Below are 22,478 nucleotides of genomic sequence, written 5' to 3'. Positions count from 1 at the left end.
CGGCCTGATCGTCCGGTTAGATCCCTGTAACCGCACGGTCACTATGGTGATTTTGGGCGGTCCTGATGGGGTACGCGACTATCCGTGCCGTTCCCCTCGCGCCCGCTGGGCGACCCGGTCCGGACGTTCGACGCCCGGACCGGCCGCCGCCGGGCCCTGGCCTGGCTCGTGCTGCTGACCCTCGCCGGGCTGGCGCTGCTCACCGCCTCCGCCGTCCACTTCGCGGCGGGCCGCCCCCTGCTCGGTGCGGCCGTCGCCGCCGCCGGGCTCGGCTACCTCGCCGCCGCCGGCTGGATCGCGCGGCGGTCGGCGGTGCGCGGCCCGGCGCCGGTCGTCGTCCTGCACGAGGGCGGCGTCGCGGTGTCGGGCACGCCCGGCTACGCCTGGGAGGACCTCGCCTCGGTCGCCATGTCGGGCGTCCGCCGCAAGCGGCGCGGCGTCACCCGCTGGCGGTTCGACGTCACCACCGCAGACGGCCGCGTCCTCCGGTTCGGGGACGCGCTGCCGGACGTGCGGGTCCTCGGCGAGGCGATCGTCGCCCGCACCGGCGCCGTCGCCCTGCCCCGCCACCTGCGCGCGCTGGAGGAGGGCCGCGCCGTCCGGTTCGGCCCCTTCCGGGTCGACGGCGAGGGCGTGGCGAAGGACGGCCGGCGGCTGCCCTGGGACGCCGTCCGGGACGTGGTGATCGCCAACGGGCTGGTCACCGTCCGCGCGGCGGGCGGCGCGGACGGTCTCACCGCGACCGCCGCCGCGACGCCCGACGCGCTGGTGCTCGCCGAGCTCTGCCGCCGGGCGCGGGCGCGGGCGCGCCGCGCCCCGGTCCCGCCCCCGCGCCGCTGAACCGTGCGAAGATCGTTCCGAGAGCCGGACGCACCCGCAGGAGGAACGACCATGGCCGCCACGCTGGACGACAAGGCCCGCGCGCTGTTCGACGGCGTCAACCACGCCGTCGTGACCACGCTGAACGCCGACGGAGGCCCGCAGAGCAGCGTCGTCTGGGTGAAGACCGACGGCGACGACGTGCTGTTCTCCACCACCCGCGAGCGCCGCAAGGCCGCCAACCTGGAGCGCGACGGCCGCGTCTCGATCCTGGTGCTGGAGGAGGGCAACCCCTACAGCTACGCCGAGGTGCGCGGCACCGCCACGCTGGAGGACGACCCGGACGGCGCGCTCATCGCCGACCTGTCGCAGAAGTACACCGGCGGCGAGTTCACCGAGCCGACGCCCGGCGCGCACCGGGTGATCGTGCGGATCCGCCCCGCGCACGTCGTCTCCCGCTGACCGGGCGAGGACCCGGAAGCCCCGGCGCGCCTGCGCAATGCACGGGCGCGGGCTCGCGGCCATCCCATAACCTGGTCCCGTGAGCCTGCGCCTTTACGACACCAGCACCCGTACCGTCCGCGCGTTCGAGCCCCTGGAAGAGGGCCGCGTCGGGATGTACGTGTGCGGCGCCACCCCGCAGGCCGCCCCGCACATCGGGCACCTGCGCTCGGGCGTGGTGTACGACGTGCTGCTCCGCTGGCTGCGGCACGCCGGCCACGAGGTGACGTTCGTCCGCAACGTCACCGACATCGACGACAAGATCCTGCGGGTCGCGGCCGAGCGGGGGACGCCCTGGTTCGCGCTCGCCGAGGGCAACCAGCGGGTGTTCGGGTCCTCCTACGACCTGCTCGGCTGCCTGCCGCCCACGGTCGAGCCGCGCGCGACCGGCCACGTGCCCGAGATGATCAAGCTGATGCGGCTGCTGACCGAGCGCGGCCACGCCTACGCGGCCGCCGGCGACGTCTACTTCGACGTCCGCTCGTGGGCGGCGGAGTACGGGGCGCTGTCGAACCAGAAGCTGGAGAACATGCGGTCGGCGGAGGACTCGCCGAACGAGGACGCCAAGCGCGACCCGCGCGACTTCGCGCTCTGGAAGGGCGCCAAGCCCGGCGAGCCGAGCTGGGAGACGCCGTGGGGCGAGGGCCGGCCCGGCTGGCACCTGGAGTGCTCGGCGATGGCCCGCCAGTACCTCGGCACGACCTTCGACATCCACGGCGGCGGCGTCGACCTGATCTTCCCGCACCACGAGAACGAGCTCGCCCAGTCGCGCGCCGCCGGCGACGGCTTCGCCCGCTACTGGCTGCACAACGGGCTGCTCACCGTCGAGGGCGAGAAGATGAGCAAGTCGGTCGGCAACGTCGTGCTGCTGCCCGACCTGCTCGGCCGGGGTCGCCCCGCCGAGATCCGGTACTACCTGCTGTCGGCGCACTACCGGTCGCTGATGGACTACAGCGACACCGCGTTCGCCGAGGGCGTCAGCGCCTTCCAGCGGATCGAGGGGTTCGTGGTCCGCGCCGCCGAGCTGGTCGGCGCGGCGGCGCCCGCGGACGCGCCGCCCGCGGCGTTCGCGGCGGCGATGGACGACGACCTCGGCGTCCCGCAGGCCCTCGCGGTGCTGCACGAGACGGTGCGGGAGGGCAACAGCGCGCTCGCGTCGGGCGACCGCGACGCCGTCGCCACCGCGCTCGCCGCCGTCCGCGCGATGACCGGCGCCCTCGGCCTGGACCCGCTGGACCCGCACTGGACCGGCGGGAGCGGCGACGAGCTGCGCCCCGTGGTGGACGCGCTCGTCGCGGTCGCGCTGGAGCAGCGGCAGGCCGCCCGCGCCCGCAAGGACTACGCGGCCGCCGACGCCGTCCGCGACGGCCTGTCCGCCGCCGGGATCGTGGTGGAGGACACCCCGCACGGCCCGCGCTGGGAGCTCAAGCGCCCTTGACCGGTGGGACGGGCGGCGGCGTACGGTGCTAGGGACCCCGCCCGCCCCCCACCCGAGGTGGTCACCGTGTTCGAGCGGTTCACCGATCGCGCCCGCCAGGTCGTCGTGCTGGCCCAGGAGGAGGCGCGGCTGCTGAACCACGACTACATCGGCACCGAGCACCTGCTGCTCGGGCTGCTGCGCGCGCAGGACGGCGTCATCGACGGCCTCCTCGCCCCCCACGGCCTGGACCTGCCGGCCGGCCGCGCCCGCGTCGAGGAGATCATCGGGGAGGGGCGGCGCAGCGCCTCCGGGCACATCCCGTTCACCCCGCGCGCCAAGCGGGTCCTGGAGCTCGGGCTGCGCGAGGCGCTCCAGCTCGGCCACGACGACATCGGCACCGGCCACCTGCTGCTCGGCCTGCTGATCGAGGAGGACGGCGTCGCCGCGCAGATCATCGCGGGGACCGGCGCCGACCCGGCCGCGCTCCGCCGGCAGACGATCAACGCGCTGGCGGCGGGCGCGCCGGCCGCCCGGCCGGCGCCGCACCGGCTCGGCGAGCCCCGCATCCTCGCCACCGCGCCCGCGCCCGCCCCGCGCCCGGAGGAGCGGCTCGCGGCGATCGAGCTGCGCCTCGCCGCGATCGAGGAGCACCTCGCCGCCATCGCCGACCGCCTCGGCCGCGAGGGCGGCAGCGACGAGCCCGAAGGCGCGGGCTGAGCGGGACCGGCCCGAACCGGTCCGCGCGGCGCATAAAATCGGTGGTTTGGGGCTCCCGCCCCGTCCACCGGCCGCCCCACCGCCACGAGGGCGCGCATTCCCGCACCACCTTCGAGGGGCGTCACCGACATGACCAAGGGCAAGGGCAAGGGCCCCACTCCCAAGGCCGAGAACCGGCACTGGCACGGCAAGCGGCAGAAGGCCCGCGCCGCCAAGAACTCGCGCCGCACCGGCACCCCGACCGTGGGGCCCGGCGGCGACCGGCGGGCGGCCGCCGCCGAGGGCGCCGAGCGGGCGTCGCGCCCGGCGGGCGCCCGCCGCGCCAACGGCGAGACGCCCGAGCTCGTCACCGGCCGCAATCCGGTCGTGGAGGCGCTGCGCGCGAAGGTGCCCGGCAGCGCGCTGTACGTCACCGACGCCCGCGACGACCGGGTCCGCGAGGCCATCCAGATGGCCGCCGACCGGCGCATCCCGCTGCTGGAGGCCGGCCGGTCCGAGCTGGACCGGCTCACCGACGGCGCCGTCCACCAGGGCATCGCGCTCCAGGTGCGGCCCTACCGCTACGCCCACCCCGACGACCTGCTGAAGGGCGCCGCGCCGCTCATCGTGGCGGTCGACGGCATCACCGACCCCCGCAACCTCGGCGCGATCGTCCGGTCGGCGGCGGCGTTCGGCGCCAACGGCGTGCTCGTGCCCGAGCGGCGCGCGGCGGGCGTCACCGCGGGCGCGTGGAAGACCTCGGCGGGCACCCTCGCGACCGTCCCGGTCGCGCAGTGCACCAACCTGTCGCGGCAGCTCAAGGCGTACCAGAAGGCGGGCTGCTTCGTCGCCGGGCTGGACGCCGCCGGCTCCACCCGCATCGGGGACCTGGAGGTCGCCGGGGGGCCGTTCGTGCTGGTCGTCGGGTCGGAGGGCAAGGGCCTCGGCCGCCTGGTCGCCGACACCTGCGACATGCTCGTCACCATCCCGATGCCCGGCGCCGCCGAGTCGCTGAACGCGGGCGTCGCCGCCGGCGTCTCGCTGTACGAGATCTCACGCCTGCGCGGCGCCTGACCCGTCCTCGGCGCCCTCGGCGTCGTCGATGAGCCAGGCGTGCAGCGTCATGTGCAGGGCGAGGCGCCGCGCCGGGTCGTGCAGCGTCTCGCCGAACAGCGCCTCCAGGTGGCGCAGCCGGTAGCGGACGGTCTGCGCGTGCAGGTGCAGCCGCCGCGCGACCTCGGTCGCGTTGAACGCGCACTCGATGAGCGCGAGCAGCGTCTCGGCCATCCGCCGCCGCTGCGACGGGCGGACCTCCAGCAGCGGCGCGAGGAGCCGCCCGGCGACCCGCGTCACCAGGTCGTGCTCGGCCATGACGACGAGGGTCGGCATGTGCGCGGCGACGTCCACCGGTCCGTCCGCGTCGATGACGCCGCGGCCCGCGAGGTCGAGGGCGGAGCGCGCCCAGCGGAGCGCGCGCGGGATCTCGGCGAGCGGCACGGCGGGCCCGGCGGCCGCGAGCCAGCCGCGCAGCCCGTTGCGGAGCATGGCGCGCCGGCCCGGCCCGTCGGGGTCGGGGACGATCAGCAGCGGCTCGGCGAGGTGCAGCCCGGCGAGCACGTCCGGGTCGAGGGCGGGGCGCGCGGCCTCGCCGTCGCGGGCGCGGAGCGCGACGACGCCGGCCTCGGCGGGCAGCGGCCAGCCCGCCTTGCGGGCGGCCTCGGCGAGCTCGGCGGGGCCCGCGCCGCCCGCGGCGAGCAGGTCGAGCAGGTGGCGGCGGCGCGCCGCCATGTCGCCCTCGGCGCCGGCGGCGACCTCGCGGTGCCCGGCGCCGACGGCGGCCGACAGCCGGTCCAGGTAGCCGAACACCGCCTGCGCGACCTGCGCGATGACGTGCGCGGGGGTGTGCAGGCCGTCGCTCTCCAGCTCCTCGGTGAGGCGCCGCACCGACACGCCCGCGCCGATCTGGATGGCGGTCTGCAGCGACTCCAGGCTGCGGCCCTCGCGGGCCTCGCCCGCGCCGAGCCGCCAGCAGAACTCCAGGATCTCCGCCGAGCCGGTGCCGGGCCGCTCCAGCAGGTCGATGAAGTGCTCCAGCGCGAGCGTGATCGTGTCCGCGAGGACGGCGGCGTAGCGCGGGTCGTGCGGGCGCACGTAGGCGGGGACGGTCTGCTCGATCTCCTGGACGGCCTCCTTCACCACGCGCGGCACGTACCGGCGCAGCGCGGGGACGCGGGCGGCCATCTTGTCGGGCGGAAGGTCGATCTCGAACGTCCAGGCGGCCGGATCCACCCCGACACCTCCTGACTCCTTCTCGTCACCCGCCCGCCGGCGCGGGCGCGATCCGTCCCTGCTCCCCGAGAGCCTATATGTGATCTGTGTTACGAAACGGCCGGACGGGGCGGCGATGCCCGGCCCGTCCCCATCCGGCCGCCGCGCGACCCGTGGCCGCTCCGGTCAGTAGTCGAACCAGCCGACCATCTGCGCGCCGAACATCATGTCGCCGGTCAGCTTGATCTTGCCGCCGGTGAAGGCGGTGACGCCGTTCAGCCGGCCCGAGCACATGCGCAGCAGCGTCGCCGCCGACAGCGCGAGCGTCATGCGCGGGGCCGCCGCGGCGCCGCGCTCGCCGCGGGCGGCACCGTCCGCGATGGTGAGGGTGTAGGGGCGGACGCCGGACGGGGTCGCGACGTCCCAGCGCACGACGCCGCCGCCCGCGCCCGCGCGCTCGGGCACGAAGTGGTCGCCCATGAGGCCGAAGACCCGGTCGAGGGCCTCGTCCGCGCCGGCCTCGTCCACGAGCCGGTCGATCAGCGCGTCGTCGACGCCGGGCAGGTCGAGCAGGGCGCGCAGGTCGGCGGGGCTGGAGGTGCGCTCCAGCAGGGCCTTGGCGTCGCCGAGGTCGGGCGGCGCGGGGCTGTCGGTCATGGGGTTCCTCCCGGGCGGGGCACGGATCGGACCATGGCAGAACGCGCCATCGTCAACCGTGCCATTGCATAATGGCACAATGGTGACCGGTACGATCGGCGGCGTCAAGGGCGGCCGCGGCCGGGCGGGCGTCCGGGACGAGCACCACCACGGGCACCACGAGGGGCGGCACCGCACGCGCATGACCACCTACCGCATCGACGACCTGGCGCACGCCGCCGGCACCACCGTCCGCAACGTCCGCAACTACCAGGAGCGCGGCCTGCTGCCGCCGCCGCGCCGCGAGGGCCGCGTCGGCATCTACGACGACACCCACCTCGCCCGCATCCGGATGATCTGCCGGATGCAGGAGCGCGGCCACACCTTCGCCACCATCGCCGAGCTGCTCGGCGCCTGGCAGCGCGGCGCCGACCTCGGCGACCTGCTCGGCCTGGAGAAGGCCCTCACCGACCCCTGGGACGACGAGCGTCCCGAGCGCCGCACCGCCGCCGAGCTGCTCGCCGCCTTCGGGCTGCCGGCCGCCGACGAAGCCGCGGCGACCGCGCTGGAGCGGGCCACCGCGCTCGGCCTCGTCCGCCCCGACGGCGACGCCTACGCCGTGCCGAGCCCCCGGCTGCTCCGCGTCGGCGCCGAGCTCGTCGCGGCGGGCGTCCCGCTGGACGCCGTCCTCGCGGTGACGGCCCGCATCCGCGAGCACTGCGCCGCGATCGCCGCCGAGTTCGTCGGGCTCGCCGTCGCCCACGGGCACCTCGGCGCGCCGGCCGGCGCCGCCGCCTACATCGACCGGCTCCGCCCCCTCGCCCAGCAGGCCGTGCAGGGCCTCATGGCGGAGGCCATGAGCGGCGTCGTGGAGGCCGAGGTGGACCGCCGGATCGCCGGGATCGCCCGCACCCGCGAACCCTGATCAGGGCTCTCACCTGTGCTTTCATAGGTCGGATCGGCCGATCGCGTTGCGTCGGCGTCCTGCGGGGAATGCGGTGGCCATGGCGGACGGAACGGTGGACGCGGCGACGCGCGGCGGGCAGGGCGGCCTCGCGGCGGCCCTGGAGGACTTGCGCGGCGAGCTCGGGCACGAGCTGTTCCCGCTCGCCATCGGCGACGTCGCCGCCGACCGGCGCGCGCTGAAGGAGCTGACCGGCCAGCTCGACGACTACCTGCTGCCCCGCCTCGCCTCGATCGACGCGCCGCTCCTCGCGGTCGTCGGCGGCTCCACCGGCGCCGGCAAGTCCACCCTCGTCAACTCGCTGATCGGCGCGGACGTCACGCGGGCGGGCGTGCTCCGCCCGACCACCCTCGCCCCGACGCTCGTCGTGCACCCCTCGGACGCGGCCTGGTTCACCGCCTCGCACGTGCTGCCGGGCCTGCCGCGCGTCACCGGCGACGGCGACGGCGAGCCCGGCACCCTCAAGGTCGCCGCGACCGACGCCGTCCCGGCGGGCCTCGCCCTGCTGGACGCCCCCGACATCGACTCCGTCGTCGCCGCCAACCGCGAGCTCGCCGCGCAGCTCCTCGCCGCCGCCGACCTCTGGCTGTTCGTCACCACCGCCGCCCGCTACGCCGACGAGGTGCCGTGGGGGTTCCTGCGCACCGCCCGCGAGCGCAGCACCGCCCTCGCCGTCATCCTGCAGCGCGTCCCCCGCGACGCCCTGGAGCCGGTCCGCCGCGACCTCGGCCGGCTGCTGGAGGAGAACGGCCTCGGCGGGACGCCGGTGTTCACCGTCCCCGAGCTGGACCTGCCCGCCGAGAGCACCCGGCTGCCCGCCGACGTCGTCCGGCCCGTCCGCGACTGGCTGGAGGGCCTGTCGGCGGACGCGCAGGCCCGCGCCGAGGTCGTCCGCCGCACCCTGTCGGGCGCCCTGGACAGCCTCGCCACCCGGGTGCCCGCGCTCGCCGCCGCCGTCGAGCGGCAGCGGGCCGGCGCCGACGAGCTGCGCGGCCTCGCCGGCGGCGCGTACGCGTCGGCGCTGTCGGCGTTCGACGAGGGCATGCGCGACGGGACGCTGCTGCGCGGCGAGGTCCTCGCCCGCTGGCAGGACTTCATCGGCACCGGCGACCTCATGCGCGGCCTGGAGTCGCGGGTCGGGCGCCTGCGCGACCGCGTCACCGCCGTGCTGCGCGGCCGCCCCGCCACCGCCCGCGAGCTGCGCACCGCGCTGGAGAGCGGCGTCGAGTCGCTGATCCGCGCGGTCGCCGACGGCGCCGCCGAGCGCGCCGTCGAGGCATGGCTCGCGACCCCGGCGGGCCGCGACCTGCTGGAGTGCGCGGGCGTGCAGGCCGCCGGGCGGCTCGGCCGCGCCTCGCCCGAGCTGCGCGGCCGGGTCGACGCCGCCGTCCGCGACTGGCAGGGCTACGTCCTCGACCTCGTCCGCACCGAGGGCGCCGACCGGCGCGGCATCGCCCGCGCCACGTCCTTCGGCGTCAACGGCCTCGGGCTGCTGCTGATGCTCGGGGTGTTCGCCTCCACCGGCGGCCTGTCCGGCCTGGAGATCGGCATCGCGGGCGGCACCAGCGTGCTCAGCCAGAAGGTGCTGGAGGCGGTGTTCGGCGACCAGGCCGTCCGCACCCTCACCGAGGAGGCCCGCACCGACCTGCGGCGCCGCGTCGAGGAACTGCTCGACACCGAGCGGGCCCGCTTCACCGCGCTGCTCGCGGGCGTCGACGCCGACCCCGACGCGCTGCGCGAGGCCGCCGCCACCGTCCACGCGCGGCGCCGCGAGCTGCCCGAGGGGAAGGCCCGGTGAAGGCGTCGCTGCGGCCCGGCCGCCGCGCGCCGTCCCTGGACGCCCGCCTCGCCGCGCTCGGCGAGGCCGCCGACCTCGCCGCCGGGCGGCTGCCCGCCGAGCCCGTCGAGCGGGCCCGCGCCGTCGTCGAGCGCGCCGGGGCGCGCGCGAAGCTGTCGCCCGACCACACCGCCGCCGCCCTCGCCGGAGCCACCGGCAGCGGCAAGTCCAGCCTGTTCAACGCGCTGTCGGGCACCGACCTCGCCGACGTCGGCGTGACCCGGCCGACGACGTCCGCCGCGCAGGCCGCCCGCTGGGACCCCGAGGGCTCCGGCCCGCTCCTCGACTGGCTGGACGTGCCGCGCCGCCACACCGTCGAGGCCGGCGACGCCGCCCTGGCCGGCCTCGTCCTGCTCGACCTGCCCGACCACGACTCGATCGCGCTCGCGCACCGCCTGGAGGTCGACCGCCTCGTCGGCGTCGTCGACCTGCTCGTCTGGGTGCTGGACCCGCAGAAGTACGCCGACGCCGCCGTCCACGACCGCTACCTGAAGCCGCTCGCCCGGCACAGGGACGTCATGGTCGTCGTCCTCAACCAGGTCGACCGGCTGCCCGAGGCCGCCGTCGCCCGTTGCCTGGACGACCTGCGCGGCCTGCTCGCCGACGACGGCCTGGACGGCGTGCCCGTCCTGCCGGTGTCGGCCCGCACCGGGCAGGGCATGCCCGAGCTGCGCGCGCTGCTCGCCGACCGCGTCGCGGCCCGCCGCGCCTGGGCGTCGCGGCTCGCCGCCGACGCCGCCACCGCCGCCGACGGCCTCGCCGAGGCGGCCGGCCTCACCGGCGAGACGCCCCCGAAGCCCAAGGGCGACCAGGCGGCGCCGCTCGCCGGGGCGCTCGCGGACGCGGCGGGCGTCCCGCAGGTCGTCACGGCCGTCGCCAAGGCGTACCGGCACCGGGCCGCGACCGCGACGGGCTGGCCCGCGACCCGCTGGCTGCGCCGCTTCCGCGCCGACCCGCTGCGGCGGCTGCGCGTCGAGGGCGGCGGCCGCACGTCGCTGCCCGCGTCGTCGCCGGTGCAGCGCGCGGGCGTCGAGCTCGCCGTCCGCGAGGTCGGCGCGCGCACGTCCGCGGGGCTGCCCGAGCCGTGGGCGGGCGCGGTCCGCGAGGCGGCCCGCGCCGCCAACGACCGGCTGCCCGACGAGCTCGACAAGGCCATCGCGACCACGTCGGTGGACGCCGCCCGGCGCCCCCGCTGGTGGGGCGCGGTGCGCGCGCTGCAGTGGGCGGTGTTCGCGGTCGCGATCGCCGGGCTGCTGTGGCTGACCGTGCTGTTCGCCTTCTCCTACCTGCGGCTGCCCGACCCGCCGACGCCCGAGCTGCGCGACATTCCGTGGCCGACGGTGCTGCTGATCGGCGGCGTCCTGGCCGGCGTCCTGCTCGCCCTGCTGGCCCGCCTGGCGGCGCTGCTCGGCGCCCGCCGCCGCGCCCGCAAGGCCGACAAGGCCCTGCGGGCGGCGGTCGCCGAGGTCGGCGAGCGCCTCGTCCTCGCCCCCGCCGAGGACGAGCGCGCCCGCTTCACCGACTTCACCGCCCGCCTCACCGCCGCCCGCTAGCGGGTCCGGTCGCGGGCGAAGGCGAGGGAGCGGGCGAAGACGTCCTCGACGGCCGCGTCGGGGAGGCCGACCCACAGGTGGTCGGCGCCGGGCAGGACGTCCAGCTCGACGGGGACGCCCGCCGCGTCCAGGGCGCCCGCGAGGCGCGTCGCGTGCCAGGACGGGACGATCGCGTCGTCCGCGCCGTGCAGGACGAGGAACGGCGGCGCGTCCGGGCCGGCGTGACGGGCGGGGCTCGCGGCGGCGAGGTCGGCGCCGGCCAGCAGCGCCTCGAACGAGCCGGGCGCGGCGCCCGTCAGGTCGGTCGGCGCGTACCAGGCGACGCAGCCCCGGACGGGGGCGCGGAGCGCGGCGAGCGCGGCCAGGTGGCCGCCCGCCGACTCGCCCCACAGGACCGTCCGGCCGGCGTCGACGCCGAGCTCGCCCGCGCGGGCGCGCAGCCAGCCGAGGGCGGCGGTCAGGTCGTCGACCTGCGCGGGATGGGGCGCCTCGCCGCTCAGCCGGTAGGAGGGGCAGGCGACGGCGAACCCGGCCGCGACGAGCCGGGCGTGCGGGCTCGGATCCCAGGCGCGCAGGCGCGGGCCGAGGTCGCCGCGCAGGCCCGTCCGCCAGGCGCCGCCGTGCACGAGGACGACCAGCGGGTGCGGGCCGCCGGACGCGGGCAGCCAGAGGTCGAGCTCCAGCGGCCGCGTCCCGTCCAGGACCCGGTACGGGACGCCGCGCAGCACCCGAACGCCCGGCGGGGCGGGCGCGGGCAGCGGCAGCGCGGCCGGGTCGGGCGGGGCGAGCAGCTCCAGCGGGAACGTCATCGGGACTCCTCCAGGCGGGGCAGGACGCGGCGCGCGTTCGCCGTCGTCAGGGACCGCCAGGACGCGCCGGGCACCGGCGTCGCGGCGGCGTCGAGCGCGGCGACGTGCGGCGGGACGGCGGGCGCGGGCGTCCAGCAGTGGTCGCTGCCGTACAGGATCCGGTCGGCGTCCACCAGGTTCAGCAGCGCGGGGAGCTGGCGCGGCAGCGCCGGGCCCGCCACGTCGTAGTAGAGGCGGCGGAGCTGCTCGATCGCGCCCGGCCCGCCGTCGCCGCCCGGCGCGAACAGCTTCACGAAGCCGTCGATGCGGTCGGCGAGGACGGGCAGCGCCCCGCCGCAGTGCGGCACGATCACCGTCAGGCGGGGGTGGCGGGCCAGCGTCCCGTTCGCGACGAGGTCGGTGACGGTGCGGGCGGTGTCGAAGACGAACTCCACCATCGGGCGGGGCCGCCCGAGCGCGCTCTCCTCCCAGCGGACCGGCGAGGTCGGGTGCAGGAACACGACGGCGCCGCGCCGGTCCAGCTCGTCGAACACCGGCTCCAGGCGGGGATCGCCCAGGTAGACGCCGTGGGTGTTGGTCTCCAGCACGACGCCGTCGGCGCTGAGCACGTCGAAGGCGTGCGCGATCTCGGCGAGCGCGCCGTCCACGTCGGGCAGCGGCAGCGAGGCGAACAGCCCGAACCGGCCGGGATGGTCGCGGACGACGGCGGTGCCGTCCTCGTTGACCTCGCGGGCGAGGCGGCGCGCGGCGGCGTCGTCGCCGAAGTGCACGCCGGGGGAGGAGATCGACAGCATCGCGGCGGCGATGCCGCAGGCGTCCATCAGCTCCAGGTGCGCGGCGGCCGACCAGGACGGCCAGCCGGGCATCCCGTCGGGGTTCGCGTGCCCGGCGGCGCGGGCCTGATCGATATAAGACGGGGTCACGAAGTGCGCGTGCACGTCGATGTAGCCGGGGTCAGCGGTCATGCGGGGCGTCCTCACGGGCGGCGGTACGGCGGGAACGGACGGCGGTGGCGGCGCGCTCGCCGAGCACGATGCCGAGCAGGCCGGTCAGCCCGACCAGCGGCGGCGCGGGCGAGCGCACGTGCAGCGCCCAGTAGACCGCGCCCATCAGCAGCCCGGCGGCGAACGACACGGCCGCCGCGCGGGCGGGGCCGCTCACCACAGCGCCCCGAGCGCCGCCTGCCCGAGCAGCATCCCGAGCAGGCCGAACAGGGCGACGGGCGGCGGCGCGGGCGACGGCACCCGCACCGCGGCGTACAGCACGCCGGCGAGCGCGCCGGCGAGGAGCGCGGCGAGGTAGGTCACGGCCGGCCGTCCCCCGTCCGCCAGCGGTGCTCGGGCAGGAACCGCACGTCGAAGCGCTGCGGCACCGACCCGAACTTGTCGGGCGTCGGGACGGCCGGGCGCCGCGGCAGCGTCAGCTCGTCGGTCGGGACGCCGAAGTTCTCGAAGAACCGCTCGAACGTCCCGCCCGGCCCGGCGGCGACGCCGACGATCCGGCTGTGGTGGCGCTCGATGCGGTAGGAGTGCGGGCAGTTCTTCGGCACGAACCCGAAGTCGCCCTCGGTCAGCAGCCGCTCGTACTGCTCGCCCGCGGTGTCCTCCACGAACAGCCGGACGGCGCCGCCGGTGATGTAGAAGACCTCGTAGGTGTCGGGGTGGGAGTGCGAGGGGATGACGTCGCCCTTCGGGCCCTCGCAGGTGAAGAAGTTGAAGGTGTTCTCGGTCTGCTCGCCGCCGCAGTAGACCGTGAACATGTCGCCGAACAGGTGCGCGCGGTCGCCCATGCCCTTCTCGACGAAGTACGGGCGGCCCGGCTCGGGCGGGATGAACGAGCGGGCGCGGTACGGGGTGGCGTACTCGATCGTCATGCGGTTCCTCCGGGGCGGGATGCATGTCAGGTAACCTGACACGGGAGAATAGGCGACGGACCGCACGAGCGCCAGAGCGAGGGGACGGCATGACCGATCGGCCGCGGAACCTCCCCCAGCTCCTGGGGGACCGGCGGACCTGGTTCGACGAGGCGGTGGCGGCGGCCATGCTGGAGGCGGGCGAGCGTCCCGTCACCTTCGCCCAGCAGAACGTCTTCGCCCACCTGGACCCGGACGGCACCACCGTCGCCGAGCTGGCGCGCCGCATGGGCATGGCCCGGCAGAGCGCCCACCAGGCCGTGCACGCCCTGGTCGGCATGGGCCTGCTCGACCTCGTCCCGGACCCGTCCTCGTCCCGCCGCCGCCTCGCCCGCCTCACCCCGGAGGGCCGCCGCGTCCACGAACGCGCGCAGGCGCTCATCGCCCGCCTGGAGGAGGACCTCGCCGCGCGCCTGGGCCCGTCCACTCTGGACGCCCTGCGCGCCGTCCTCGACCGCCCCTGGGGCGAACCGCGCCTCCGCGCCGAACCCTGACCACCGGCCGCACGCGCCTGACGTGCATTGTTTGACCTGAATCTTCACATAACTGTATTCATGTGTCCTGTCAGATCGCTGGATCCGGTCGTACGCGGGGTGCTGGTTGCTGCTGCCACGAGATCGCCACGGACTTTCGCGGAAAACCCCTGCCCCATCCGCCGCCGGGGCGCGCTCGTGACGCCTCCCAACGGTTTCGAGGTCGACCCGAAAGCGCTGAGGGCGCTCCAAGCGGGCCTCGACCGGGCGCGCGCGACAGCCGCCGAACAACGCGCCAACGCTTCGAACGACGGGTACACCGACATCTCCTTGCACACCTGGGGGGCGGTCGGCTCCCTGTTCCAGGGCGCCTATGCGGAACTGAAGAACCACGTCACCGAGCACTTGGGCCTGATGGAGAAGTTCCTGGCGCACGCCGCGCAGGGCCTTGACGATTGCGCGGCGAACTACGGGATCGCGGAGCAGAGCACCGCCGAATCGGTGCAGCGGATCGGGAAGGGGAAGTAGCCGTGGGCGGGCAGAAGTTCGAGGAGAACCCCGGGGACTTCGAGAACGACCCGCGCGAATGGGACCCGGTGGAGGCCGCGGACGGGAACGTCCCCGTGTGGTCTCAGATCCACAAGGGCGTTTCGCATGGCAGGGACGGCGACTTCGGTTCGGTGGCGGGAGACATCGCCGATCTCGGTGCGACCGGCTGGGACTTGTGGATGGACCCGCTGAACGCGCTGATCTCGGCCGGCCTGGGCTTCCTGATCGACTGGTGCGAGCCGCTCAAGTCCGCTGTCTCCTGGGTGACCGGCAACGCCGGAGCGATCGAGCAGTACCGGGACAACTGGGGGATCGTCCAGGAAAAGCTGGAGACCATGTCCCGCGACCTCGACAAGGCCATCACGACCGGCCTGTCGTCGTGGAAGGGGCCCGCCTCCCAGGACGCCGGCAAGCGGCTGAGGGAATTCCAGGAGGGCGTGCGGGGGACCATCGGCGAGATCGGTGAACTGCGGGGACTGCTCGCCCTCAGCGCCGGCCTCATGGACGCGGCCCTCGACGTCGTCAAGAGCATCCTGGCGGAGTTCGTCGAGTGGCTCATCCTGACCTGGCTCGCCGCCCAGGCCGCCGCGGTGCCCACCCTCGGCGCCTCGGAGGTGGCCGCCTCCGGAGCGACCGCGGGCGAGGCGGCCGTCGCCACCTCCCGGGCGATGGCGGTCATCCAGAAGGTCTCCCGGATCTTCAAGCGGCTGATGGAGATGATCGCGAAGATCCGCGCGTCGCTGACCCGCATCGGAGTCAAGGCGTACCGCCCCCTCGCCTACGAGGCCAGGCACGCCGAGCAGGCCGGCCATCTCCTGAACAAGCCCCAGTGGAAGGACCTGCGGGAGACCGCTCAGGAAGCCCAGGGGAAGGGCGTACGAGACTTCCGACCGAAGGGCAAGGACGTCGCCATCGACATCGGCAAGGCCATCGGGATCAAAGGCGGCGGCGGAGCGACCCAAGCGGGTCAGGACGGCTACCAGGGACCCTTCAAGAACCAGGGTCCCGAAGGGAACCGAATCAGCAAGCTGCTGGGCGATTCCGGTGATTGAGAGGCCGCGGGCCCGGTGGGGTTCGCTCCTGGACGCCAGGAGACGGCGTGAGCACGTGACGATCCGGTCGAACTGGCAGATCTTGTGCGGGCTCGTGGTCGCACTGTTCGGCGGCATGTTCTTCTGGCCCCTCGTGAGCCCCTCCTCGGGCGGGCCCGCCGCCTGGGCAGAGGTCCTGGAAAAGCCCCTGCAAACGCTCTTCGTGTCCATGTTCATCGTGTGGGGAACGCTGCGGATGCGTCCAGCGATCCTCATGTCGAGGACGGGCATGGTCGTGCGGGGCATCCTGCTTGACCACATCATTCCGTGGGGCGCGGTCCGCGAGGCGTACGCGAAAAGCTGCATCACGGTCGTGTACACGGGTCCCGACGGCGCGCCGGTGGAGGCGGAGGCGATGGTGTTCGGGTCGGGCAAGGGCAACTACGGGTCCCCCATCAAGCGCGAGCGCGTCGTCTCCGAGATCACCGCCCGCGCGACGCACCACGCGCTGGTGGCGCGGACGATGGCCGTCGAGCCGGGCGACGGGACGGGCCGGAAGCGGTGGGTGCGGACGACGTCCATCGTGAGCGCCGCCTCCTTCGGCGGCTATTTCGTCACCAGCGCCCTCTTTATGATCTTCACCTAGCCGCATCGGCCGCACGGAGGTACCGCATGTCCTCGCCGGACGACGATCCCGCCGGCGTCTCCGCCCCGCTCACCGCGACACCGGTGACGATCCGGTCGAACAGGTCGATCCTGGGCGCCTGCGTCTGGGTCGTCCTGGCGGTGTTCTGGGCCAGGGCCATGCTCGGCTTCGCCGACGACGGCACCGGCGCGTCATCGGCCGAATTCGCGCGAAGCGTCTTCACGGCTCTCTGCTATCCGGCGCCGGCCCTCGCCGCCGCGCTGGTGTGGGTGCGTTCCGCGGTCGTCCTCACGGACGCGGGCGTGCGCTTCCGGGGAAGGCTGCGGGACTGCTTCGTGCCCTGGCACGCGGTCCGGGACGTGCAGGACTTCACGTCCGTCACCCTCTCCTACCAGGACGCGGACGGGGCGGAGGCCGAGGCGCGGACGAGCGTGTTCGCCCACGGGTCCGGCGCCGCGGGGAGGCGGGAGCGGCTCGCCGAGGAGATCCGCCGCGCCCGGCTCGTGCGGGCGGCCGGGCCGTCGTCCCTGCAGCCGCGCCGCCGGTGGGCGCCGGTGCCGGTGGCGGTGATGTCGGTCGGGCTCCTCGCGTCGGTGGCGGGGTACGCGGCGGCCGTCACCGGCTGACCCGGCCGCCTCCGCGCCGAGTGAGCAGGTCAGGGCTTGCGGGCGACGCCCACGTACATGTGGTTGGTGTCGTCCGGGTCGACCGGGCCGTCGGGGCGCCAGTGCACCGACCGGACGATGCCCGGCTCCAGCAGCTCCAGCCCGTCGAAGAACGCCGCCACCTCGGCGCGCGTGCGGGGCTTCATCGGGATGCCCTGCGACCGGTAGGCGGCGGCGACGTCGTCCACCGACGCGGCGGTCTCGGCGGCGGCGGGGACGAGCGACAGCGCGAGCAGGCTGCCGGGGGCGAGGGGCTCCAGCAGCGCGCGGACGAGGCGGTGCGCCTCCTCCTCGTCGGTGAAGAACTGCAGGATGGCGATCATGGTGAGGGCGACCGGCGCGGACAGGTCCAGGGTCGCGCGCAGCTCGGGGGAGTCCAGGATCGTCTCCGGCCGCCGCAGGTCGGCGTCCAGGTAGGACGTCCGGCCCTCGGCCGAGCCGGTGAGCAGCGCCCGCGCGTGCACCAGGACGATCGGGTCGTTGTCGACGTACACGACGCGCGTCTCGGGCGCCGCCGCCTGCGCCGCCTCGTGCAGGTTCGGCGCGGTCGGCAGCCCGGTGCCGATGTCGAGGAACTGCCGGACGCCGTGCTCGGTGACGAGCCGCCGCGCCATCCGCGCCATGAACGCCCGGTTGGCGCGCATCGAGACCGGCAGCGTCGGCTGGTGCCGGACGATCTCGGCGGCGGCGGCGCGGTCGGCGGCGAAGTTGTCCTTGCCGCCGAGCAGGTGGTCGTAGATGCGGGCCGAGTGCGGCACGTCGGTCCGCAGGTCGATCTTCCGTGCGGCCGTGCCCGTCCCCGGAACGTCCTGGCTCATGCGCTCGGTCCCTCCCCGCGCGATCAGTGGCGATGATCAGCCTAGGGCGGGGCGGGGGAGGAATCGGGAGAAAGAGGTTTACGGAAAGTCACCGGCGGGCGTGCGGGACGTCCGCTCCGCCCGGCCGCGCGTCAGCGGCGCGGCTCGGCGCGGATCGGCCGTCCCGGCAGCGCGTCCGGGACGAGCTCGTCGTCGCGGACCACTAACGTCCCGTTGACGAGGACGTGCCGGACGCCGGTCGAGGTGCGCGTCCCGTCGGTGTAGGTGGCGCGGTCGGTGACGGTGTCGGCGTCGAACACCACCAGGTCGGCGTCGCAGCCCGCCGCGACGCGGCCCTTGCGGCGCATGGCGGGAACGGCCTCCTCCAGGATCCGCGCGGGCACGAGCGTCGAGCGGCGGATCGTCTCGGCGAGCGGCAGCAGCCCGCGCTCGCGCGTCAGCAGCCGGATCGCCCGGCTGAAGCAGCCCGCGCCGCGCGGGTGCGCGACGGCGCCCGGCGGCAGCGGCCAGGCCAGCGGGTCGGGCTTCGGGACGGTCCAGGTGAGCGGCATCGCGTCGCTGGCGATCGCGGTGTCGCCGAACGTCAGCGCCGCCTCCAGGTGGGCGCGGTCGGCCGGGTCGTCCTCGCGCAGGAACTCGTTGACGGCGAGCGCGCCGGGGTCGGCGGTGCGCAGCTCGACGAGCCGCGCCTCGTCGGCGACGCGCTCCCCGGTCGGCGTGTAGATGATCGACTGCGGGGTCTCGCCCATCCGCTTCAGGCCGGCGGGGGAGAAGAACGGCGCGCCGATCGCCGTCGAGCCCGACCCGTAGGGGTACGCCTCGGTGGTCACCCGCGACCCTTCGGCGCGGGCCTGGGAGACGAGGTCGAGGGTCCGCCGGATGTGCCGCCGCGAGGTGCTGTTCATGTGGCAGTAGTGCATGTGCGCGCCGGTCTCGGCGGCCGCCCGGACGATCTCGGCGGTCCCGTCGATCGGGACCGCCGGGTTGAACTCGGCGAGCTCGCGGGCGTGTGTGAACGTCGGCACCCCCGCCTCGGCGGCGACCCGCGCCACCGCCAGGTACTCGGCCGGGTCGATCTGCGGCGCGTACCCGACCATGATGCCGATGCCGATCGCGCCCGCCGCGACCTCCGAGCGGAGCTGCTCCAGCAGCCCGGCCAGCTCGCGCTCGGTCACCGGCCGCTGGAACTCCGGGCTCGCGACGTCGGCGAGCGCCCCCGCCACGTCCGTGGCGGTGAGCCCGACGGCGAACATGCGGAGGAGCGCCCAGGACGCCGAGTAGCCGTAGTTCACCGGCCGGCCCTCCTGCGCGGCGAGCTCGTGGAAGAACGCGACGGGCGAGCGGCCGGCCTCCAGCTCCAGCGCGGTCGTCACGCCGTCCATCACCTGGAGCCGCTGCTCGGCGACGGCCTGGCCGTGGCTGTGCAGGTCGATGAAGCCGGGCGCGACGACGAGGCCGCGCACGTCCACCGTCCGGCGGCCCGCCAGCGGCCCCGCGGCGACGGCGGCGACGGTGTCGCCGTCGATCCCCACGTCGCGCACCGCGTCCAGACCCGACTCCGGGTCGATCACCCGCCCGCCGGCCAGCACCACGTCGTACATGTGTCGAAGCTCCGTACATCAGTCTGTGAAGCGGTCCAGAAGACCTCCGCGCCCCTCTCCACCATCGCCGAGCCGCCCCCGAACGATCACCCGCCCCGCCCGGCCGGTCGGACGCCATGATCGGCAAGCGCTAGGTCCGCTCCGCCGCCGCGCCCACCGCACCCGCCCGATGACGGAGAAGGCACGTGACCAGCACCGACCAGACGGGGAACCCCACCGCGAGGCCGCCCGCCGCGCCCGACCGCGCGATGACCGCGCTCCTCGACGCCGCCGCCACCGTCGACGCCCACCGGTCCTGCGAGTTCACCACGCTCGCCGCCGACGGCATCCCGCCGACCTGGCCGACCGCCGTCCAGCGGCGCCCGGACGGCACGCTGCTCCTCACCATCGGCCTCGCTTTCGCGCAGAAGGCCCGCAACGTCCGCCGGGACGGCCGCGTCGCGCTGCTGTTCTCCGAACCGACCGGCAGCGGGGTCAGCCGGTGGGGGTTTCGCGGATGTTCTTGGGGCGGCAGGGGCGGAGGGCGCTGGTGGACGTCGGGGCGTCGCGGCGGAGGAGGTGGTCGGTGCCGTAGCCGCGGCGCTGCTGGAAGGCCCAGAACGCCTTGCGGTCCTGGCCCGTCCACTTCTCGAAGATGAGCGCCTCGCGCTGGTCGGGGCCGCCGGTCGCGTTGATGACGAGGTCGCCGGGTTCGAGGTCGGCGGCGGGGACGGCGCGGCAGTAGGAGGCGACGAGGCCGGCCGAGTTCGGGCCGGGCTTCGGGAGGCCGAGCGCCATGGACGCGTAGCCCGAGCCGTCGGTGCGGTAGCCGCCGAAGACGCCCGCCTGGTCGTAGGGGACGCGGTCCGGGGAGTGCGGGTGCCAGGAGCGGGCGCGGGTCAGGATCTCGTCGCGGGTGAGCGGGGTCGCGCCCTGCACCGCGGCGGGCGCGGCGGTCTGGAGCGGGGCCGCGGGGGCGTCGCGCGAGTGGAGCGAGGTGCCGATCAGGAAGCCGATGCCGCCCGGCACCAGTAAGCAGGCGACGGCCGCGCACGCGAAGGCGAGGCGGCGGCGCCGCGTCATGCCCTGCCAGGGGGAGGCGGGGGCGGGGGGCGCGGGTGGCGGGGGCGCCGGGGCGGCGGGCGGTGCCGGGACGGCGACGGCGGCGGCCGAGGCCGGGGGTGCGGCTTCGGGCGCGGGGGCGGACGGTGCGCGGCGGGCCTCGTCGGCGACGGACCAGAGGGCCAGCAGCCGGCCGCCGTCGGCGCCGCAGAGGGCGGCGAGGGACGTCACCGCGTCCGCCGGGATCCAGGTCTCGCCGCTCAGCCAGCGGCCCCACGACGAGCGGCTCGCGTGGGTCTTGCGCTCCAGCGCGCGCAGGTCGTAGCCGGACTCGTCCTTCAGAACGCGCAGCTCGGTGAGCAGGACCCGCACGGCGTCGGGCAGGTCGCCGCGCAGGGGGGCGGGGGGCCGGCTGTGGCTCATCAGCGTTTATCTCCAGGAGCTGGAAACTCTGCGGTCACGGGCGCACATTATGCCCCGCAGGGCGCCGGGCGGCGCGGCGGACGCGACAATACGTTGCGTTCATAAATGCGCACGGTGCGTAAGTTGAATCGTCGACGGCATGGTGGGGGCCGTCTCGCGATTGTGTCCCATTGGCGGATGTCCCAGCAGGTCAGAGCCGTCCCGGTGTCCCAGTGTCCCGCCTTGCGGCCGGACTGCGGCGAGGGTGCGGCGCGGTTCTCTAAAGTCGGCCCCGTCGATCGACGCAATTCCCTTCACCGCACCTTGCGGTGCAATTCATCCCCCCAACGGAGGGCATTCATGGCTTCCCCTCGCGCCATTCTGGTCGGCGTCGGCACGCTCGCGCTGGCCGGCGGCACGGCCTTCGGCATCGCCGGCGTCTCCAGCCCGGCGGCCAAGCCCGCGCACCAGAACGTCCAGCTCCAGTCGGCGGACAGGACCGCCGCCGCGGCGGCCATCACCAAGGTCACCCGCGCCCAGGTCATCGCCCGGGCCAAGACCTGGCACCCGCACACGAGCCAGCGCGTGCCCTACAGCCAGAACAAGACCCACGGCGGCTACCGCACCGACTGCTCGGGGTACGCCTCCATGGCGCTGGCGCTGCCGAAGCCGGGCCCGAACACCGTCGGCCTCGCGACCTCGAAGTACACCAAGAAGATCTCGTTCTCCGCCCTCAAGCAGGGCGACCTGATCATCGACGCGATCGGCAGCAACACCACCCGGCACGTCGTGATCTTCGAGAAGTGGGCGAACGCGAAGCACACCCGCTACTGGGCCTACGAGCAGCGCGGCCACTACGGCACCGACCACCGCACGCTGACCTACGGCCTCGCCAAGGGCAGCCAGTACAAGGCCTACCACCCGAAGAACATCAAGTGACCTGATCACCGCGAGACGGCGCCCGGCGGTCCTGCCCCGACCGCCGGGCGCGGCCGCGTCCGGAGGCGCCCCCGTGCCCCCGGGCGCGGGCACGCGGGCGGCGGCGGCCGGATCCCCCTCCCGGCCGCCGCCGCTCCGTGCCGCCGGGGCTCAGGCGGGACCGAGGCCCCGGGCGAGCAGCTCGTCGAAGGCGGCGTCCTCGCGCTCGCGGGCGCGCAGGACGGCCTCGCGCCGGCCCGCGGCGATCAGCCGCTTGGTCGCGACGAGGGACGCCAGGGGCTTGCCGGCGATCTCGCGGGCCAGCTCCAGCGTCGCGGCCAGCACCTCGTCCGCCGGGTGCGCGCTCAGCGCGAGGCCCGACGCGACGAGCTCGGCCGCCGGGATCCACCGCCCGGCGAGCAGGACGAGCGCCGCCCGCTGGGCGCCCATCAGCAGCGGCAGCAGGTAGCTGCTGGCCGCCTCCGGCGCGACGCCCATGGTGGTGAACGGCGCCTGGAACCGCGCGCCGTCGGCGACCAGGACGAGGTCGCAGTGGGCGAGCAGCGTCAGGCCGAGGCCGACGCCCGAGCCGTTGACGGCGGCGAGCAGCGGCTTGGGGAAGGCGATGAGGGCGTCCATCAGGACGCCGAACCCCTTGCCGGCCTCGCCGACCTCCTCGCCCGCGGCGTGCGCCCGCGCGATGGCGGCCATCTCCTCCAGGTCGGTGCCCGCCGAGAACGTCCGCCCCTCGCCGGTCAGCACGACGGCCGAGACGGAGCCGTCCCCGGCGGCGGCGTCGAGCGCCGCGGCCAGGTCCCGGTACAGCGCGTCGTCGAACGCGTTGGCGCGCTCCGGCCGCCGGAACGTCAGCAGGCGGACGGCCCCCTCGTCGGTGATGCCGAGCGGCATGGGCGAGCAC

General features: G+C 75.5%; 25 protein-coding genes and 1 pseudogene. 14 read left to right on the top strand and 12 right to left on the bottom strand.

The window, feature by feature from the left end; genetic code table 11:
* The first annotated feature begins 84 nt into the window (after positions 1-84).
* The 5 genes and pseudogenes from K1Y72_RS33915 (at position 85) to rlmB (ending at position 4,510) form a co-directional block, all read left to right on the top strand.
* The gene (locus K1Y72_RS33915; RefSeq protein WP_220170625.1) at positions 85-840 is read left to right on the top strand and encodes a DUF6585 family protein; all 756 of its coding nucleotides are present in this window, start codon (positions 85-87) and stop codon (positions 838-840) included.
* Between the two features lie 51 nt (positions 841-891).
* Positions 892-1,281, top strand: coding sequence for a PPOX class F420-dependent oxidoreductase (locus K1Y72_RS33910; RefSeq protein ID WP_220170624.1), 390 nt, complete (start codon positions 892-894; stop codon positions 1,279-1,281).
* Positions 1,282-1,360: 79 nt separating this feature from the next.
* Entirely contained in the window at positions 1,361-2,758 is a 1,398-nt protein-coding gene (gene cysS / locus K1Y72_RS33905; RefSeq protein WP_220170623.1) for a cysteine--tRNA ligase, read from the top strand.
* Positions 2,759-2,824: 66 nt separating this feature from the next.
* Positions 2,825-3,268: pseudogene (locus K1Y72_RS36875) on the top strand (Clp protease N-terminal domain-containing protein); the annotation flags it as partial.
* A 318-nt stretch (positions 3,269-3,586) separates the two neighbouring features.
* Positions 3,587-4,510, top strand: coding sequence for a 23S rRNA (guanosine(2251)-2'-O)-methyltransferase RlmB (gene rlmB / locus K1Y72_RS33895; protein ID WP_220170621.1), 924 nt, complete (start codon positions 3,587-3,589; stop codon positions 4,508-4,510).
* Here rlmB and K1Y72_RS37475 read toward each other — a convergent pair.
* The gene (locus K1Y72_RS37475) at positions 4,490-5,725 is read right to left on the bottom strand and encodes a PucR family transcriptional regulator (RefSeq protein WP_220170620.1); all 1,236 of its coding nucleotides are present in this window, start codon (positions 5,723-5,725) and stop codon (positions 4,490-4,492) included. The genes rlmB and K1Y72_RS37475 overlap by 21 nt on opposite strands.
* Positions 5,726-5,890: 165 nt before the next feature.
* Positions 5,891-6,361 (bottom strand): SCP2 sterol-binding domain-containing protein, encoded by a 471-nt coding sequence (locus K1Y72_RS33885; RefSeq protein WP_220170619.1) that lies wholly within the window; start codon positions 6,359-6,361, stop codon positions 5,891-5,893.
* 79 nt (positions 6,362-6,440) lie between these two features.
* On the opposite strand from K1Y72_RS33885, the gene K1Y72_RS33880 reads away from it, so the two are divergent.
* From K1Y72_RS33880 to K1Y72_RS33870, 3 genes are all read left to right on the top strand, one after another.
* A complete protein-coding gene (locus K1Y72_RS33880; protein WP_258574447.1) occupies positions 6,441-7,265 on the top strand; it encodes a MerR family transcriptional regulator in 825 nt (274 codons plus the stop codon).
* Positions 7,266-7,344: 79 nt separating this feature from the next.
* Positions 7,345-9,102, top strand: coding sequence for a GTPase domain-containing protein (locus tag K1Y72_RS33875; RefSeq protein WP_258574446.1), 1,758 nt, complete (start codon positions 7,345-7,347; stop codon positions 9,100-9,102).
* Positions 9,099-10,694 (top strand): GTPase, encoded by a 1,596-nt coding sequence (locus tag K1Y72_RS33870; protein ID WP_308287352.1) that lies wholly within the window; start codon positions 9,099-9,101, stop codon positions 10,692-10,694. Before K1Y72_RS33875 ends, K1Y72_RS33870 begins: the two co-directional genes overlap by 4 nt.
* Here K1Y72_RS33870 and K1Y72_RS33865 read toward each other — a convergent pair.
* The 5 genes from K1Y72_RS33865 to K1Y72_RS33845 are packed head-to-tail and all read right to left on the bottom strand — an operon-like array spanning position 10,691 to position 13,376.
* Complete coding sequence (locus K1Y72_RS33865) at positions 10,691-11,503, bottom strand: alpha/beta hydrolase (protein ID WP_220170618.1); 813 nt, start codon at positions 11,501-11,503, stop codon at positions 10,691-10,693. The two genes, K1Y72_RS33870 and K1Y72_RS33865, sit on opposite strands and share 4 nt — an antisense overlap.
* Positions 11,500-12,468 (bottom strand): amidohydrolase family protein, encoded by a 969-nt coding sequence (locus K1Y72_RS33860; RefSeq protein ID WP_220170617.1) that lies wholly within the window; start codon positions 12,466-12,468, stop codon positions 11,500-11,502. The genes K1Y72_RS33865 and K1Y72_RS33860 overlap by 4 nt, the downstream gene beginning before the upstream one ends.
* Positions 12,458-12,664, bottom strand: a complete 207-nt coding sequence (locus tag K1Y72_RS33855) for a DUF1427 family protein (protein WP_220170616.1) — start codon at positions 12,662-12,664, stop codon at positions 12,458-12,460. Before K1Y72_RS33855 ends, K1Y72_RS33860 begins: the two co-directional genes overlap by 11 nt.
* Positions 12,661-12,810: a DUF1427 family protein gene (locus tag K1Y72_RS33850; RefSeq protein WP_220170615.1), complete on the bottom strand. Its 150-nt coding sequence runs from the start codon at positions 12,808-12,810 to the stop codon at positions 12,661-12,663. Before K1Y72_RS33850 ends, K1Y72_RS33855 begins: the two co-directional genes overlap by 4 nt.
* Positions 12,807-13,376, bottom strand: a complete 570-nt coding sequence (locus K1Y72_RS33845) for a quercetin 2,3-dioxygenase (RefSeq protein ID WP_220170614.1) — start codon at positions 13,374-13,376, stop codon at positions 12,807-12,809. The genes K1Y72_RS33850 and K1Y72_RS33845 overlap by 4 nt, the downstream gene beginning before the upstream one ends.
* A gap of 89 nt (positions 13,377-13,465) precedes the next feature.
* Here K1Y72_RS33845 and K1Y72_RS33840 point away from each other — a divergent pair, with 89 nt between their 5' ends.
* The 5 genes from K1Y72_RS33840 (at position 13,466) to K1Y72_RS33820 (ending at position 16,740) form a co-directional block, all read left to right on the top strand.
* Complete coding sequence (locus K1Y72_RS33840) at positions 13,466-13,909, top strand: MarR family winged helix-turn-helix transcriptional regulator (RefSeq protein WP_220170613.1); 444 nt, start codon at positions 13,466-13,468, stop codon at positions 13,907-13,909.
* A 177-nt stretch (positions 13,910-14,086) separates the two neighbouring features.
* Positions 14,087-14,416 (top strand): type VII secretion target, encoded by a 330-nt coding sequence (locus K1Y72_RS33835; protein ID WP_220170612.1) that lies wholly within the window; start codon positions 14,087-14,089, stop codon positions 14,414-14,416.
* A 2-nt stretch (positions 14,417-14,418) separates the two neighbouring features.
* Positions 14,419-15,489, top strand: coding sequence for a hypothetical protein (locus K1Y72_RS33830; protein WP_220170611.1), 1,071 nt, complete (start codon positions 14,419-14,421; stop codon positions 15,487-15,489).
* A gap of 55 nt (positions 15,490-15,544) precedes the next feature.
* Positions 15,545-16,114 (top strand): hypothetical protein, encoded by a 570-nt coding sequence (locus K1Y72_RS33825; protein WP_220170610.1) that lies wholly within the window; start codon positions 15,545-15,547, stop codon positions 16,112-16,114.
* Between the two features lie 26 nt (positions 16,115-16,140).
* Positions 16,141-16,740, top strand: a complete 600-nt coding sequence (locus K1Y72_RS33820) for a hypothetical protein (protein WP_220170609.1) — start codon at positions 16,141-16,143, stop codon at positions 16,738-16,740.
* A 29-nt stretch (positions 16,741-16,769) separates the two neighbouring features.
* On the opposite strand, the gene K1Y72_RS33815 is transcribed toward K1Y72_RS33820, so the two are convergent.
* The 4 genes from K1Y72_RS33815 to K1Y72_RS37735 all read right to left on the bottom strand — a co-directional run bounded on the left by K1Y72_RS33815 (position 16,770) and on the right by K1Y72_RS37735 (position 20,662).
* Entirely contained in the window at positions 16,770-17,597 is an 828-nt protein-coding gene (locus tag K1Y72_RS33815) for an SAM-dependent methyltransferase (RefSeq protein WP_220170608.1), read from the bottom strand.
* A 131-nt stretch (positions 17,598-17,728) separates the two neighbouring features.
* Positions 17,729-19,198 (bottom strand): amidohydrolase family protein, encoded by a 1,470-nt coding sequence (locus K1Y72_RS33810; protein WP_220170607.1) that lies wholly within the window; start codon positions 19,196-19,198, stop codon positions 17,729-17,731.
* Between the two features lie 130 nt (positions 19,199-19,328).
* Positions 19,329-19,586 carry a hypothetical protein gene (locus K1Y72_RS36865; RefSeq protein ID WP_258574443.1) on the bottom strand — a complete coding sequence of 86 codons (258 nt, stop codon included), beginning with the start codon at positions 19,584-19,586 and terminating at the stop codon, positions 19,329-19,331.
* A gap of 86 nt (positions 19,587-19,672) precedes the next feature.
* Positions 19,673-20,662, bottom strand: coding sequence for a helix-turn-helix domain-containing protein (locus K1Y72_RS37735; protein WP_258574442.1), 990 nt, complete (start codon positions 20,660-20,662; stop codon positions 19,673-19,675).
* Between the two features lie 339 nt (positions 20,663-21,001).
* On the opposite strand from K1Y72_RS37735, the gene K1Y72_RS33800 reads away from it, so the two are divergent.
* Positions 21,002-21,580, top strand: coding sequence for an NlpC/P60 family protein (locus tag K1Y72_RS33800; RefSeq protein ID WP_220170605.1), 579 nt, complete (start codon positions 21,002-21,004; stop codon positions 21,578-21,580).
* A gap of 150 nt (positions 21,581-21,730) precedes the next feature.
* On the opposite strand, the gene K1Y72_RS33795 is transcribed toward K1Y72_RS33800, so the two are convergent.
* Positions 21,731-22,468, bottom strand: coding sequence for an enoyl-CoA hydratase/isomerase family protein (locus K1Y72_RS33795; RefSeq protein WP_220170604.1), 738 nt, complete (start codon positions 22,466-22,468; stop codon positions 21,731-21,733).
* Positions 22,469-22,478 lie beyond the last annotated feature (10 nt).

Origin of the sequence: Actinomadura parmotrematis (assembly GCF_019458805.1) — a bacterium.
Classification (GTDB): domain Bacteria; phylum Actinomycetota; class Actinomycetes; order Streptosporangiales; family Streptosporangiaceae; genus Spirillospora; species Spirillospora parmotrematis.
Note: the sequence above shows the minus strand (reverse complement) of the source record. Positions and strands in the feature narration are given on the sequence as shown.

Bases quoted from the DNA above. Each gene is read 5' to 3' on its own strand.
- K1Y72_RS33910 (WP_220170624.1), top strand. From the start codon at position 892: ATGGCCGCCACGCTGGACGACAAGGCCCGCGCGCTGTTCGACGGCGTC.
- rlmB (WP_220170621.1), top strand. From the start codon at position 3,587: ATGACCAAGGGCAAGGGCAAGGGCCCCACTCCCAAGGCCGAGAACCGG.
- K1Y72_RS33885 (WP_220170619.1), bottom strand. From the start codon at position 6,361: ATGACCGACAGCCCCGCGCCGCCCGACCTCGGCGACGCCAAGGCCCTG.
- K1Y72_RS33880 (WP_258574447.1), top strand. From the start codon at position 6,441: ATGGTGACCGGTACGATCGGCGGCGTCAAGGGCGGCCGCGGCCGGGCG.
- K1Y72_RS33875 (WP_258574446.1), top strand. From the start codon at position 7,345: ATGGCGGACGGAACGGTGGACGCGGCGACGCGCGGCGGGCAGGGCGGC.
- K1Y72_RS33865 (WP_220170618.1), bottom strand. From the start codon at position 11,503: ATGACGTTCCCGCTGGAGCTGCTCGCCCCGCCCGACCCGGCCGCGCTG.
- K1Y72_RS33860 (WP_220170617.1), bottom strand. From the start codon at position 12,468: ATGACCGCTGACCCCGGCTACATCGACGTGCACGCGCACTTCGTGACC.
- K1Y72_RS33845 (WP_220170614.1), bottom strand. From the start codon at position 13,376: ATGACGATCGAGTACGCCACCCCGTACCGCGCCCGCTCGTTCATCCCG.
- K1Y72_RS33840 (WP_220170613.1), top strand. From the start codon at position 13,466: ATGACCGATCGGCCGCGGAACCTCCCCCAGCTCCTGGGGGACCGGCGG.
- K1Y72_RS33820 (WP_220170609.1), top strand. From the start codon at position 16,141: ATGTCCTCGCCGGACGACGATCCCGCCGGCGTCTCCGCCCCGCTCACC.
- K1Y72_RS33815 (WP_220170608.1), bottom strand. From the start codon at position 17,597: ATGAGCCAGGACGTTCCGGGGACGGGCACGGCCGCACGGAAGATCGAC.
- K1Y72_RS33810 (WP_220170607.1), bottom strand. From the start codon at position 19,198: ATGTACGACGTGGTGCTGGCCGGCGGGCGGGTGATCGACCCGGAGTCG.
- K1Y72_RS36865 (WP_258574443.1), bottom strand. From the start codon at position 19,586: ATGGTGAGGAGCAGCGTGCCGTCCGGGCGCCGCTGGACGGCGGTCGGC.
- K1Y72_RS37735 (WP_258574442.1), bottom strand. From the start codon at position 20,662: ATGAGCCACAGCCGGCCCCCCGCCCCCCTGCGCGGCGACCTGCCCGAC.
- K1Y72_RS33800 (WP_220170605.1), top strand. From the start codon at position 21,002: ATGGCTTCCCCTCGCGCCATTCTGGTCGGCGTCGGCACGCTCGCGCTG.
- K1Y72_RS33795 (WP_220170604.1), bottom strand. From the start codon at position 22,468: ATGCCGCTCGGCATCACCGACGAGGGGGCCGTCCGCCTGCTGACGTTC.